The sequence below is a fragment of the Oceanococcus atlanticus genome (assembly GCF_002088235.1).
Lineage (GTDB): Bacteria > Pseudomonadota > Gammaproteobacteria > Nevskiales > Oceanococcaceae > Oceanococcus > Oceanococcus atlanticus.
Window position 1 is genome coordinate 239,242 of sequence record NZ_AQQV01000002.1, and the last position, 14,227, is coordinate 253,468.

Annotated in this window: 12 protein-coding genes; all 12 read right to left on the reverse strand. The window is 61.6% G+C overall.

Annotated elements, in window-relative coordinates:
* Positions 1 to 4: 4 nt before the first annotated feature.
* Positions 5 to 1,288 carry a phosphopyruvate hydratase gene (eno, locus tag ATO7_RS08365; RefSeq protein WP_083561228.1) on the reverse strand — a complete coding sequence of 428 codons (1,284 nt, stop codon included), beginning with the start codon at positions 1,286 to 1,288 and terminating at the stop codon, positions 5 to 7.
* Between the two features lie 105 nt (positions 1,289 to 1,393).
* Complete coding sequence (gene kdsA, locus ATO7_RS08370; protein ID WP_083561229.1) at positions 1,394 to 2,233, reverse strand: 3-deoxy-8-phosphooctulonate synthase; 840 nt, start codon at positions 2,231 to 2,233, stop codon at positions 1,394 to 1,396.
* 2 nt (positions 2,234 to 2,235) lie between these two features.
* On the reverse strand, positions 2,236 to 3,888 hold the full coding sequence (locus ATO7_RS08375; RefSeq protein ID WP_083561230.1) for a CTP synthase: 1,653 nt from the start codon (positions 3,886 to 3,888) through the stop codon (positions 2,236 to 2,238).
* 113 nt (positions 3,889 to 4,001) lie between these two features.
* Positions 4,002 to 5,255, reverse strand: a complete 1,254-nt coding sequence (gene tilS / locus ATO7_RS08380; RefSeq protein ID WP_083561231.1) for a tRNA lysidine(34) synthetase TilS — start codon at positions 5,253 to 5,255, stop codon at positions 4,002 to 4,004.
* Positions 5,224 to 6,183, reverse strand: a complete 960-nt coding sequence (locus ATO7_RS08385) for an acetyl-CoA carboxylase carboxyltransferase subunit alpha (RefSeq protein WP_083561232.1) — start codon at positions 6,181 to 6,183, stop codon at positions 5,224 to 5,226. The genes tilS and ATO7_RS08385 overlap by 32 nt, the downstream gene beginning before the upstream one ends.
* A complete protein-coding gene (gene dnaE, locus ATO7_RS08390) occupies positions 6,180 to 9,734 on the reverse strand; it encodes a DNA polymerase III subunit alpha (protein ID WP_083561233.1) in 3,555 nt (1,184 codons plus the stop codon). Before dnaE ends, ATO7_RS08385 begins: the two co-directional genes overlap by 4 nt.
* On the reverse strand, positions 9,731 to 10,291 hold the full coding sequence (locus ATO7_RS08395) for a ribonuclease HII (protein WP_083561234.1): 561 nt from the start codon (positions 10,289 to 10,291) through the stop codon (positions 9,731 to 9,733). Before ATO7_RS08395 ends, dnaE begins: the two co-directional genes overlap by 4 nt.
* Entirely contained in the window at positions 10,276 to 11,418 is a 1,143-nt protein-coding gene (gene lpxB / locus ATO7_RS08400) for a lipid-A-disaccharide synthase (protein ID WP_083561235.1), read from the reverse strand. Before lpxB ends, ATO7_RS08395 begins: the two co-directional genes overlap by 16 nt.
* A 2-nt stretch (positions 11,419 to 11,420) precedes the next feature.
* A complete protein-coding gene (gene lpxA, locus ATO7_RS08405; protein WP_083561236.1) occupies positions 11,421 to 12,197 on the reverse strand; it encodes an acyl-ACP--UDP-N-acetylglucosamine O-acyltransferase in 777 nt (258 codons plus the stop codon).
* Between the two features lie 21 nt (positions 12,198 to 12,218).
* Positions 12,219 to 12,677: a 3-hydroxyacyl-ACP dehydratase FabZ gene (gene fabZ / locus ATO7_RS08410; protein WP_083561237.1), complete on the reverse strand. Its 459-nt coding sequence runs from the start codon at positions 12,675 to 12,677 to the stop codon at positions 12,219 to 12,221.
* Positions 12,674 to 13,699 (reverse strand): UDP-3-O-(3-hydroxymyristoyl)glucosamine N-acyltransferase, encoded by a 1,026-nt coding sequence (lpxD, locus tag ATO7_RS08415; protein WP_240499447.1) that lies wholly within the window; start codon positions 13,697 to 13,699, stop codon positions 12,674 to 12,676. The genes fabZ and lpxD overlap by 4 nt, the downstream gene beginning before the upstream one ends.
* A gap of 3 nt (positions 13,700 to 13,702) precedes the next feature.
* Positions 13,703 to 14,206 (reverse strand): OmpH family outer membrane protein, encoded by a 504-nt coding sequence (locus ATO7_RS08420; protein ID WP_158523118.1) that lies wholly within the window; start codon positions 14,204 to 14,206, stop codon positions 13,703 to 13,705.
* Between the last annotated feature and the right edge of the window lie 21 nt (positions 14,207 to 14,227).

Consider the following 14,227-nt stretch of genomic DNA (forward strand, 5'->3'; position numbering starts at 1 on the left):
TTTTTCAGGCTTTGACCGGAAATGCAGACAGACCGGGGTAGCGCGCGGCACTGCCCAGCGCTTCTTCGATGCGCAACAACTGGTTGTATTTGGCGATGCGATCGGAGCGGCACAGCGATCCGGTCTTGATCTGGGTTGCGGTGGTCGCCACCGCCAGATCCGCGATAGTCGCGTCCTCGGTTTCCCCGCTGCGGTGCGAAACCACCGCCGAGTAACCAGCCTTGTCGGCCATGGCAATGGCCTGCAGGGTTTCGGTCAGGGTACCGATCTGGTTGACCTTGATCAGAATCGAGTTGCCTACACCCTTCTCGATACCCTCGGCCAGAATCGCCGGATTGGTCACGAACAGGTCATCACCGACCAGCTGAGTGGTGCCACCCAGGCGTTCGGTCAGCAACTTCCAGCCGTCCCAGTCATCTTCGGCCATGCCGTCTTCGATGGTGATGATCGGGAACTGCCCCACCAGCTCGGCAAGGTAATCGCAGAATTCAGCGCTGTTGAAACGACGGTTCTCCGAGGCCAGCGTGTAGATGCCGTCCTTGTAGAACTCGCTACTGGCCACATCAAGCCCCAGCAGCACATCCTTGCCCAGCCCGTAGCCGGCCGCCTCGACCGCCTCAGCCAGGGTTTCAACCGCGGCCGCATTGGACGGCAGGTTGGGCGCAAAGCCACCCTCATCACCGACGGCGGTGTTGAGCCCGCGCGCATTCAGCACTTTCTTCAGGTGATGGAAGATCTCGGTGCCCACGCGCAGCGATTCGGAGAAGCTCTCCACACCCACCGGCAGAATCATGAACTCCTGAATGTCGACGTTGTTGTCGGCATGTGCGCCACCATTGATGACGTTCATCATCGGCACCGGCAGCGTGTTGGCCGCCTCACCGCCCAGATGGCGGAACAACGGCAGCTTGCGTGAAACCGCCGCCGCCTGGGCCGCGGCCAGCGACACCGCCAGAATGGCGTTGGCGCCCAGACGCGACTTGTTGTCGGTGCCATCCAGCTCGATCATGGTCTGATCGACACTGGCCTGATCCGCGGCATCCAGACCGGCCACCGCTTTGGCGATTTCGCCATTCACATTGGCCACAGCCTTGGATACACCTTTGCCCATGTAGCGGGCTGCATCACCGTCGCGCAATTCGACCGCTTCGCGCGCACCGGTTGAGGCGCCCGAAGGCACCAGAGCGCGGCCAAAGCTGCCATCGTCCAGGGTGATTTCCGCTTCGACGGTCGGATTTCCGCGTGAATCAATAACTTCACGCCCATGTACTTTGGCAATACGGCTCATACGGTGACTCCCACTCAAGCAATAGCCGAAGTGTTCGGCCATAACGCCGCACTTCGGGGTTGATTCAGGCCCTGTGCGATCTGCACATGGCGGTTCACAAACAAATCAGAGTAAATCTTCAGCCAGCGGCGCAGCCTGCACCGCCTGATGCAGTGCGGCCAGCTGGGTCAGCAGCGCTTCGGCCAAAGCCAGCGGCCAGGAATTGGGGCCATCACACAGCGCTTCGTCCGGCTTGGGATGGGTTTCCATGAACAGACCGGAAACCCCGGCGCCGATCGCCGCACGGGCCAGCACCGGAATATATTCACGCTGCCCACCGGAGGCATTGCCCTGCCCGCCCGGCAACTGGACCGAATGGGTGCAATCAAACACCACCGGGCAGCCGGTGGCACGCATGGCCGCCAGTCCGCGCATGTCCGACACCAGGTTGTTGTAACCGAACGAGAACCCACGCTCGCACAACATCACCGGTGTTTCGGGTGCAACCTCGCGCATCTTGGCCACCACGTTGCCCATTTCCCAGGGCGACATGAACTGTCCTTTCTTGACGTTGACCGGTTTGCCGGCCAACGCCACGCGCTGCATAAAATTGGTCTGGCGGCACAGAAAAGCCGGGGTCTGAATGACATCAGCGACAGCGGCGACCTCTTCGATCGGCGTGTCTTCGTGCACATCGGTGATCACCGGCACACCAATCTGGCGCTGGACTTCGGACAGCATGTGCAGACCTTCGTCCATGCCCGGCCCACGGTAGCTCTTGTGCGAACTGCGGTTGGCCTTGTCGAAACTGCCCTTGAACACGTAGGAGATGCCCAGTCTGGCGGTGACCTCCTTCAGATGCCCGGCAACCTCCAGCACCATGTCCAGACTTTCCAGTGTGTCCGGCCCCGCCAACAACAGCAGCGGCTGGTCCAGCCCTACCTCGTAGCCTGCAATCGCGGTCATGCTCAAGCCTCCTGCGGGGCCAGCTTGCGCTCACGCGCCGCAGCGATGAAACCACGGAACAAGGGATGCCCGTCACGCGGCGTGGAGGTGAATTCGGGGTGGAACTGGCAACCCACGAACCACGGATGATCCGGCAGCTCGATGATTTCGACCAGCTGATCTTCGTGCTGCTCGCCGGCAAACAGCATGCCTTTGCTGGCCAGGGCCTCACGGTAAGCGTTGTTGAACTCGTAGCGATGACGGTGACGTTCGACGATTTCGTCGCTGCCGTACAACGCACGCACCCGGCTTTGCGGGTGCAGATGACAGGTCTGCGCGCCCAGGCGCATGGTGCCGCCTTTGCGGTCCTGTGCACTGCGCTGCTCAACACTGCCATCCGGGTTGTGCCATTCGGTCACCAGGCCGATCACCGGATGCGGGGTTTCGGCATTGAATTCGGTGCTGTGCGCGCCTTCAAGCCCTGCCACATCACGGGCGAATTCGATCGCCGCGATCTGCATGCCCAGACAGATTCCCAGATACGGCACGCCTTTTTCACGGGCGTAGCGCACCGCGGCAATCTTGCCTTCGACGCCACGCTCACCAAAGCCGCCGGGGACCAATATCGCATCGGCGCTGGCCAGCTGCTCGATGCCTTCCGACTCCAAGCGTTCGGAATCGACATAGTTGATACGCACCCGCGTATTGGTATGGATGCCGGCGTGGTGCAGCGCTTCATTGACCGACTTGTAGGCGTCCGCCAGGTCGACGTACTTACCGACCATGGCGACCTTGACCTCGGCATCCTGGCGCTCGGCCGCATCGATAACATGCGCCCACTCGGACAGATCCGCTGCCGGCGCATCCAGACCGAAACGCTTGACCACCAGCTCGTCCAGACCCTGCTCGTAGTAGTGCGTCGGGATGGTGTAAATGTCTTTGACATCGGTGGCCGAAATCACCGCCTGCTCGGGCACATTGCAGAACAGCGCAATTTTGCGCCGTTCGTTGGCCGGCATCTCGCGATCACTGCGGCAGATCAGGATGTCGGGCTGAATCCCGATGCCACGCAGTTCCTTGACCGAGTGCTGCGTGGGCTTGGTTTTCATCTCGCCAGATGAGCCAATGTAGGGCACCAGGGTCAGATGCAGGAACATCGACCGCTCGGGGCCGTATTCGACGCCGAACTGACGGATCGCCTCCAAAAACGGCAGGCTCTCGATGTCACCCACGGTGCCACCGATCTCGACCATGCAGATGTCGGCCCCTTCACCGCCCTGCAGAATGCAGCGCTTGATCTCATCGGTGATATGCGGGATGACCTGCACAGTACCGCCGAGATAGTCCCCACGGCGCTCTTTCTCCAGCACATTGGAGTAGATCTGGCCGGTGGTGAAATTGCTGTGGCGGCTGGTTTTGTTGCGCAGGAAACGCTCGTAGTGGCCCAGGTCAAGGTCGGTTTCCGCCCCGTCCTGTGTCACATAGACCTCACCGTGCTGGAACGGACTCATGGTGCCCGCATCCACGTTGAGATACGGATCGAGCTTGATCATGGCAACGCGCAGCTTGCGCGATTCGAGCAAAGCCGCAAGCGAAGCAGCCGCAATACCCTTGCCCAGCGAAGACACCACGCCCCCGGTGACAAAAACGAAACGCGTGTCAGATTGGTGATTCATGGGGGCTCCGAAATTATCCGCTCATTTTAGCTGATGGGCTTGTCATCGGACAATTGTGCAGGCCCGCCATCAAACCCGAAAAAACCAACCTAAGCAATTAATTTCAATGGAAATTATTCGATTTCGCCGAGCTCCCAAGACCACTCAAATACAAGCCCCGTCTCGGCACGCCAGCGATTTCCCACCGCAAGCAGTTCGTCGCCAGCCCACAGCAGCGGATCCCGCGCACGCTGCCAAGGTGGCACACCGGCCTGCTGATAGAGGTTTTTGAGCCGTCGTTGCATGCCGCCAAAGCGCAACATCTCACCGCCCTGTGGTGAAGCGATGCGAACCGGGGCCTGGGTTTCAACGGACCAGTGCACGCGGCCTCCGGCAGGCCAGACACGCGAACCTGCGTGCGCGACAGGCCAGTCCAGAACTGGTCGTTCACCAAGCGGCGCCATAACGAAGATGTGATCACGGTAGCGCCGCAGCTCGGCACCCGGCCAGCGCACCACCGGTTGTGCATCCGGCGCGGCGCTGAGCATCTGACGCCATAAGTCGTCGAGCATGCGGAAGCGCGGCGGCGCAAAACCCTGATTGCGCAGCCACACCCGTAACAGCTGATTACGCACGGCCGGCGCCTGCTCGCGCAGCTCGCTCACCAACAAGGGCGCATCGGCGTGGCCCGATACCGGTTGGCGTTGTTGCGACAACAAGCCGGCGCTGCGCGCGATGTTGGCGGCCGCTTGCGGAAAACGCTGCAGCAGCCGCGGCACGATCTGATGACGCAGGAAATTGCGATCGTGCTGCATGGACGCGTTAGAGGGATCATCGACAAAACTCAGCTGATGCGCCTCGGCATAGGCCGCGATACATTGCGCATCAACATCAAGCAAAGGCCGTTGCAGCTGCCCCACACCCAGCGGGCGCGTAGCCGGCATGGCTGAAAGACCGTCCACTCCACTGCCGCGCAAGAGGTTAAGCAGTACGGTTTCAACCTGATCGTCGCGGTGATGTGCGGTCAGCACCACATGCTTGGCGGTCAGGCCGTCGGCCAACAAGGCGTAGCGCTGCTCGCGCGCCCAGGCTTCCAGATTGGCTGTCGGTGCTGGCGTGCAAACCTGTTGCACGTCTAAGGTCAGCCCCAGGTGTGCACAGAACGCTCGGCCATGCTCAGCCCATGCCGCTGCATCCGGATGGATGGCGTGGTTAACGTGCATCACTTCCAGGGCTAGCTCAGGTCGCAAGCGTGACAGCGCATGCAACAGTACGCTGGAGTCACGCCCGCCGCTGTAGGCAACGCGATAGATCAAATCAGCGTTCAGCGCCGCCAGCGCGGCGCGTAACGCGGCTTCAGCCTTCGCGGAACTGACCGTACCCGGCATAGCGCTTCTCGCGACGCGCGATCAGCTCACTGATCGAATACCGTCCCAACTGATCCAGTGTGCGCACCAGCATGTCAGACACTGCCTTGGCTTGAGCGGCCGGTTGACGGTGAGCGCCCCCCAAAGGCTCGGGGATGACTTCATCAATCAAACCCAACTCCCGCAAGCGCGGCGCAGTCAGGCCCATGACCTCAGCCGCGGTCTTGGCGTGCTCGGCGCTCTTCCACAGGATCGAAGCACAACCTTCCGGCGAGATTACCGAGTAGATGCTGTGCTGAAGCATGGCCACGTGATCGCCCACACCGATGGCCAGCGCGCCGCCCGAACCGCCTTCCCCGATCACGGTGCAGATCACAGGGGTCTTCAGACGGGCCATCTCAAACAGATTGCGCGCGATTGCTTCACTCTGATTGCGCTCTTCCGCGCCGATGCCCGGGTAGGCCCCCGGGGTGTCGATAAAGGTCAGCACCGGCAGCGAGAATTTTTCCGCCATCTGCATCAGACGCAGCGCCTTGCGATAGCCCTCAGGGCGCGGCATGCCGAAATTGCGCCGGATCTTCTCATTGGTGTCACGCCCCTTCTGCTGGCCGATCACCATCACCGGACGGCCCTGCAAACGAGCCAGGCCGCAGACCATGGGCGGATCATCCTTGTAGTGCCGGTCGCCCTTGAGCTCCTGGAAGTCAGTGAAGACGTGCTCCACATAGTCCAGGGTGTAAGGACGCTGCGGGTGGCGCGCCAGTTGGGCCACCTGCCAGGCGCTGAGCTTGGAGAAAATCTGCTCGGTCAGGCTCTGGCTCTTTTTTTCGAGCCGGGCAATTTCCTCGCTGATATTGACCGCATTGCCATCGGCAACGTTGCGCAACTCTTCAATCTTGGCTTCCAGATCAGCAATCGGCTGCTCGAAGTCCAGATAATTCAGATTCATTCACCCTCCGATGATCGAGACCGGCCAAAATCCGGTCGTCGATAACGAATCAGCACCCGCTGCTTGCCGCAAACGCCCTCCAGGTCGCGTACAAGTGCATCGCTGATATCCACCCGCCAGTCGGCACCGAGCTTGAAATCAGCCTGCTGACCATCGGCCCGCAGTTGCATCAGCACCGGCAATCCGGGTGTCGCCTTATGTTGTTTGAGTATGGGTTGCAGCACAGCATAGTCAAAATCGGCATCGACCGAAATCTGCACGCCAATCGCAAAGCGTTGGCGCACCTCTTCCAGGTCGAGGATTTCCTCGGGACGGATGCGATAACCGTCCTCGTAATCGTCATAGGCCAGTTTGCCCCAAATCACCAGGGGCTGTTCACGGCGCAAACGTTGGCGGTTGAGCTCAAGCTCCTCACCGGACAGCATCGCACTGATCCGCGCGCTGCCATCATCCAGGCTCAGTATGGCCCGAAACTCACCAAGAAAGCGCATCGACCAAAGCACACCCACCGCCAGCACATCGCGCCCCCTGGGCTTCCAGCGCTTTCCGCCCCGGGTGTTGCTCTGGGCCGGCTCATTGGCAATCATGCCGGCAAAATTGTTGCTGATCAGCTGGCCCAGCTCGCGGCGGTACAGATCCATGGGATGCACGGTGAAGTACAGGCCCAGCGATTCCTTTTCCGCAATCAACAGCTCCTGGGTTTGCCAGGCCGGCACGTCCGGCATCTCGATTTCCTGCGCCTGCTGCACAGCCTCACCGAACAGATCAACCTGCCCGGCCTCGGCAGCGGCCGCATCCTGCTCAGCCGCGGCAATGGCCTGCGGCAGCGCGGCCAGCAAGGCCGCGCGGTGCTCGCCAAACACATCCAGCGCACCGGCCTTGATCAAGGCCTCCAGCACGCGCTTGTTCATGCGCTTGAGATCCAGCCTGCGGCAGAACTCGAAAATATCCTTGAATGGCCCGTCCTGCTCGCGCGCCTCCAGGATCACGTCGACAGGCCCTTGTCCGACGCCTTTGAGTGCGCCCAGCCCGTAACGGATACGGCGGTCGTTGACCACCGAAAAACGATAATCCGAGCGGTTCACGCACGGCCCGTCCACCGGAATCTCGAGCAGCCGGCAATCCTCCAGCAACGGCACCAGCTTGTCGGTGTTGTCGAGATCGGCGCACATTACAGCGCACATGAAATGCGCCGGGTAATAGTGCTTCAGCCAAGCGGTCTGGTACGCCACGTAGGCATAGGCCGCCGAATGCGATTTGTTGAAACCGTAGCCGGCAAATTTTTCGATCAAGTCGAAAATTTCCCCGGCCAGCTGGCCATCAACCCCGTTGTCCTGCGCCCCATCGACAAACTTGCCGCGTTCGGCCGCCATAACCTCGGGCTTTTTCTTGCCCATGGCCCGGCGCAACAGGTCGGCGCCACCAAGACTGTAGCCGGACAGCACCTGAGCGATCTGCATCACCTGTTCCTGATACAGGATGACGCCGTAAGTCGGCTTCAGAATGGGTTCCAGCGAGGGGTGCGGATAGGTGATCTCGGCCTCGCCGTGCTTACGCATGACGAAGTCATCAACCATGCCGGACTGCAGCGGGCCGGGCCGGAACAGGGCCAGCAGGGAGACGATGTCCTCGAAGTTGTCCGGGCGCAGCTTGCGCACCAGCTGACGCATACCCGCGGATTCAATCTGGAAACATGCGGTGACCTTACCGCTCTGCAGCAGCTCGTAGACACCCGGATCGTCGAGCTCCAGATTACGGATGTCCACCGGCGGCTCGCCCTTGGCCGCACGACTGATATTGACCAGCTTGGTCGCATGATCAACCACCGTGAGGGTCTTGAGTCCGAGAAAGTCGAATTTGACCAGACCAACGGATTCAACGTCGTCCTTGTCGAACTGGGTCACCGGATGGCCATCCGGGTCGACGTAGAGCGGGGTGTACTCGGTCAGGGCTTCCGGTGCGATCACCACCCCGCCAGCGTGCTTGCCCGCGTTGCGGGCCAGCCCTTCAAGCTTCAACGCGGTATCGATCAGCTCGGTGATTTCTTCCTCATCCCGATACGCCTGAGCCAGTTCGGTGCGGCTTGCACGGATCAGCTCGGGTACGCTGTGCCCCTGCTCCAGCTCGGCCGCAATGGCCTTGTCGTCGAGCCCGGTCAGGGCGCCGGTCAGGCTGATACCCAGCTCATTGGGGACCAGCTTGGCGATGCGGTCGACATAGCCATAACCGTGCCCAAGCACACGCCCCACGTCACGCACCACAGCCTTGGCCGCCATGGAACCGTAGGTGATGATCTGGGAGACATGATCGCGCCCGTACTGGCGGGCGACATAATCGATGACCCGGTCACGCCCCGCGATGCAGAAATCGACGTCGAAATCCGGCATCGAGACACGCTCGGGGTTGAGAAAGCGCTCGAACAGCAAATCAAACTGCAAGGGATCAAGATCGGTGATCTCGAGCACCCAGGCAACCAGCGAACCGGCGCCGGACCCACGCCCAGGCCCCACCGGCACGTCGTTTTCGCGTGACCAGCGAATAAAATCCGCCACGATCAGGAAGTAGCCGGGAAAACCCATCTGGTTGATCACGCCGATCTCGCGGACCAACCGGGCTTCGTAATCCTCGCGGGTACCGAACAGCACGCCACGCTCAAGACGTTTCTCCAGCCCCTCGCGCGCCACGTGTTCGATGTAACTGGCCGCGGTATGCCCTTCAGGAACCGGGAAATCCGGCAGCACGTTATTGCCGAACTCCAGCTCCAGATTGCAGCGGCGGGCAAGCTCCACCGTGTTGCTCAGGGCACTGGGAATATCTGCAAACAGCGCCGCCATGTCCTCGGCAGACTTGAGATACTGCTGGTCGGTGTAACGGCGCTCACGTCGCGCGTCATCCAGACGGTCGCCGTCGTGAATACACACGCGCGCTTCATGCGATGCGAAGTCTTCGCTGTCGAGAAAACGCACCTCGTTGCTGGCCACCACCGGCAAATCCAGACGCAGCGCCATATCCAGCGCGCCACCCACCAGATGATCGGTGCGCCCGGTGCGCTGCAGATCAACGTACAGCCGGTCGCCAAACACCGCGCACCATGGTTCAAGCAGGGCTCGGGCGGCTTCATCTTCCTGCTGACTGAGCAACTGGGCCAATCCGGCCTGACTGCTCACCGCCACCGCGATCAGACCATCCGCGTGCTCACGCAACCATTCGGCCTGAACCCGCGCACGGCCCTGTTCGCGGCCCTTGAGCTGAGCCAGCGTCAGCAGACGACTGAGGTTGCGATAGCCATCCCGATGCTGGCAGTACAGACCAAACCGCAGTGGCGGCTGGCCTTCCTCCAGCACCTCGACATCGGTGCCGATAATCGGTTTGACGCCAGCGGCCTGCGCGGCCCGGTAAAACTTCACCAGAGCGAACAAATTGGCCTCGTCGCTCAGTCCCAGCGCCGGCAGTCCGAGCTTGCGGGCACGCGCGAACAGCGGCTTGAGCCGCACCGTGCTATCACGCAGGGAATACTCGGTGTGCACCCGCAGGTGGACGAACGCGCTCATAAAGCGAGGTTATGTTGGGCGACGGGCGCGTAAGAGTACCGATGAATCACGCACGGGCCTACCCGGCGCAGGGCCGCCAGATGCTGTGCTGTGGGATAACCCTTGTGGCGGGCAAAGCCGAAATCGGGGTAAACCTTGTCCCAACGCAGCATTTCCGCATCGCGCCACTGCTTAGCCAGGATCGAGGCCGCGCTGACCTCGGCCACCTGCGCATCGGCGCCGACCAGCGCGCGCGCGCTGCACGCCAGCCCCGGCGGCACGAATTTGCCGTCGATGATGCACTCATCCGGGATCATACCCAGGCCTTCAACAGCGCGACGCATGGCCAGCAAGGTGGCCTGATGGATATTCAGTTGATCGATTTCCGCGGCGCTGGCCTGCGCAATGCACCAGGCCTGCGCATGCGCTTTGATTGCCGGCACCAGCGCGGCACGACGCTTCTCACTTAGGCGCTTGGAATCATCCAGACCCGCGGGAACCTGGGCGAAAATGACCGCCGCTGCCACCACCGGCCCTGCCAGCGGCCCGCGCCCGGCTTCGTCTACGCCGCAGCGCAAAGAGCCAGCACCGCGTCGGCCGCGATGTCACCACTGGGCTGATCCAGCTGTTGCGCCAATGGCGCAAACTGCGCGCGTTGCAATTGCGCCCAGCGCGGCCGGGTCAGCAACTGGGTTGCCGCCGCACTGAGGTTCTCTGCGCTGGCGTCGTCCTGCAGCAGTTCACGCGCGACCTCATCACCGGCCAGGATATTGGGCAGCGCCACGTGCTGAATCTTGAGCATGCCCAGCCCTCGCAGCAGCCATTCGGTGATCGGTGAAGCTTTGTAGGCGACCACAAACGGCGTACCCAGCAACATGGTTTCCAGGGTCGCGGTTCCGGAGGTCACGATCGCCGCGTCAGCGGCGCGCACCACCTCGCGCATCCGTCCATCGAAAATGCGCACCGCGTCTTGCTGGCCATGCGCCGCAAGCTGGCTTTCGAACAACCCGCGCACCTTGGCATTGGCCGCCGGCGTGATGAAACGGATACCCGGAAGACGCCGGCGCAAACGCGCCACGCTGCGGGCAAGTTGTGGTGCGAGCAGACCGACCTCCCCACCACGGCTGCCGGGCAACAGCGCCAGTACCTTGTCATCCGCATCCAGCCCCAGTGCCGCACGGCAGGTTGCCTTGTCAGGCACCGCTTTGATCTGATCGGCAAAAGGATGGCCGACAAACACAGCCTTGATCGGCAAACCGTCATAGCAGGCCGGCTCGAACGGAAACAGGCACAGCAGCAGATCCGCCGCGCGCGCAATCTTGTGCACCCGACCTGGTCGCCAGGCCCACACCGTCGGGCTCACATAGTGCACCGTGCGCACGCCATGGGCGCGCAAGCGTGTCTCCAGGCCCAGATTGAAATCCGGGGCATCAACGCCAATGAACACATCCGGCGGGTTTGTGCGCCAGTGTTGCAGCAGGCGCTTGCGCAGAGCCAACAGGCGCGGCAGTTCGCCGGCAACTTCGGCAATACCCATGACAGACAGGGCCTGCATGTCTTCCAGACTGTCACAGCCCAGCGCGCGTAGGGCCGGACCGGTCACACCTTCAGCCTTGAGATCGGGCACCCGGGCCTTGAGTGCTCGCAGCAGATCAGCCGCGAGCAGGTCCCCCGAGGTTTCGCCGGCGACAATCGCGACGCGCATGCTCAGCGTACGATGCTGCGTTCGGACCGGTCGATGAAATCGATATAGCGCTGGATATCCGTATCACCCTGGCCGTATTCGACCAGTCGCGCACGCGCATCATCCAGACTCAGCTCCGAGCGATACAAAATCTTGTAACCCTCGCGAATCCGCTTGATCTGCTCGGCCGAAAACCCCTGACGTTCCAGCCCCACCTTGTTGATGCCCCGCGGCCGCTGCGGGTAGTCGCTGGTCATGACATACGGTGGTACATCGCGCACCGTGGCGCCACCATGCCCGACATAGCAGTACGAGCCAAGACGGCAGAACTGATGCACCGCGGTCATGCCGCCGGTCAACGCATAGTCTTCGACGATGACGTGGCCGGCAAAGGTGGTGTTGTTGGCCAGCACCGTGTGGCTGCCAATGGTGCAGTCATGCGCCACGTGGACATAAGCCATGATGAAGTTGTGACTGCCAATGCGGGTTACACCATCCTGCTTGAGGGTGCCGCGGTTGAAGGTCACGAACTCGTAGATGACATTGTTGTCACCGATTTCCAGCCGCGTCGGCTCGCCACGGTAAGTCAGATCCTGCGGATCACCGCCAATCGAACCAAAGGAATGGATGACGTTGTTGCAGCCGATGCGGGTCGGCCCCTTGATCGACACATTTGAGGCAATACGCGTACCCGAGCCAATGCTGACGCCGGGCCCGATGTAGCTGAACGGACCGATCTCGACATCGTCGGCAACCTCGGCCTTGGGATCGACGTAAGCTTGCGGACTGATCTGTGTCATGACGGTGAGCCTCCGAAAAAACTAGGCCGGGGTGTGAATCGCGCACAGCAGATCGGCGCGGCAGGCCAGCTGCTCGTCCACTCGCGCCTCAGCGCTGAAACACCAGATATCACGTTTGCGCTTGGTCAGCTGGCCACTCAGGATCAGCTGATCGCCGGGGATCACCTGGCGCTTGAAGCGTGCCTTGTCGATACCAGCGAAGAGCAGAATCACACCATCTTCAGCGCCGGTGTTCGCGGTTTTCGAAGCCAGCACGCCGCAGGTCTGGGCCAGCGCCTCGAGCATCAGCACCCCCGGCATCACCGGATTACCCGGGAAATGGCCCTGGAAAAATTCTTCGTTGGCGGTGACGTTCTTTAATGCGGTCACGCACTCGCCAGGTTCGCAGCTGAGCACGCGATCAATCAGCAGGAATGGGTAACGGTGCGGCAGCATTCGCTGTATCGCCGCGAAATCAATCGCCTCAAGGGTCTGGGTCATGCGCGGCGTCCTCGCTCCAATGCTTTCAAACGCGTTTCCAATCGATTCATTACCGCCATGAAGCGGCGCCAGGCCATGGCCGGCATCAACGGTGTGCCCGAGGCATACTGCCCCGGCTGATCAACATCCTGCAGAACTTTTGATCCGCCGTTGATGATCACGCCATCGGCAATGCGGATGTGCCCGTTCAAGCCGACTTGGCCGCCGAGCATACAGTTGCGGCCAACCACCGTGCTACCGGCGATACCCACGCCCGAAGCCAGTGCGGTGTGCGCGCCAATATGCACGTTGTGGGCAATCTGACACAGGTTGTCGATGCGCACATTGTCTTCAATCACGGTGTCGCCCAGGGCGCCCCGATCAATCGTGGTGTTGGCACCAATTTCCACATCGTCGCCGATGCGCACGGTGCCCATTTGCGGAATCGCATGCCAGCGCTGGCCATCATGGGCATTGCCAAAACCTCGCGAGCCGATCACAGCGCCCGGCAAAATCAGAGCGCGTGCGCCGATCTCGACGCGGTCGCCAATGGTGACCCTCGGGCCGATATCAGCCGCTTCGCCAATGCATGCATCACGCCCGACCACGCAGCCCGCACCGAGCGACGCGCCAGCGCCAATCTGTGCCCGCGCGCCAATCACACAGCCCGGCCCCAGGCGCACCGAGGCGCCCAGCTGTGCATCAGGATGCACGACCGCCGAGGCGGCGATGCCCTCATCCGGACGGTCATCCGGTGCAAACAGCGCGGCAGCCTGGGCAAAAGCCAGTTGCGGATTGCTTGCGATCAGCGCATGCGGCGTGGCCTCAGCCAGCGCTGCAGGCACAATAACCGCCGCTGCAGCGGTGCTGCTTAGCGCATCAGCCAAACGCGCGTGCCCGGCAAAAGCCAGACAATCAGGCTGGCCCGGTGACAGCGCACACACACCGGTAATGATCCGCGCCGCATCACCCCGGCACTCAAGCCCGAGGCGCTCGGCAATGTCGCCCAGCGTCAGGGCCACGGCATGACCCGCCGGGTTCAAGGCTTACTTGCCCTTCTGCAGGCGCTTAAGCACGGTTTCGGTGATGTCGATGTTGTCCGCCGCGTAAACCGGATCCTGCAGCACGATGTCGTACTTGCCTTCCTTGGCGACCTTTTCGATCACGCTGGTAATGTCGGCCAGAACGTTCTGGAACAGTTCCTGACGACGCGTGGCGAAGTCTTCCTTGAACTGACGCTCCGCCTGTGCGGTGTCAATCCGCCGGGTGGTCAGTTCCTTCTCTTTCTGTGAACGCTCCGCGTTGGACATGATGTCTGCGTCACGCTTGAAGGTCTCGAATTCGCCAGCCAGCGCTTTCACGTCGCTTTCCAGTTTCTTGGCGCGGTTTTCGAATTCCTTGCGCATGGCTTCTTCGGCCGACTTGAACTGCGGCGAACTGGTCACCAGCTGACCCGCGTTGATTACGGCGATGCGCACATCGGCACTGGCCGCACCGCTGAACAGCAGGCTCGCGGTCATGATCAGGCCAATCAGGGAAGTGCGTTTCATGTCTATCCTCATACGTCTTGT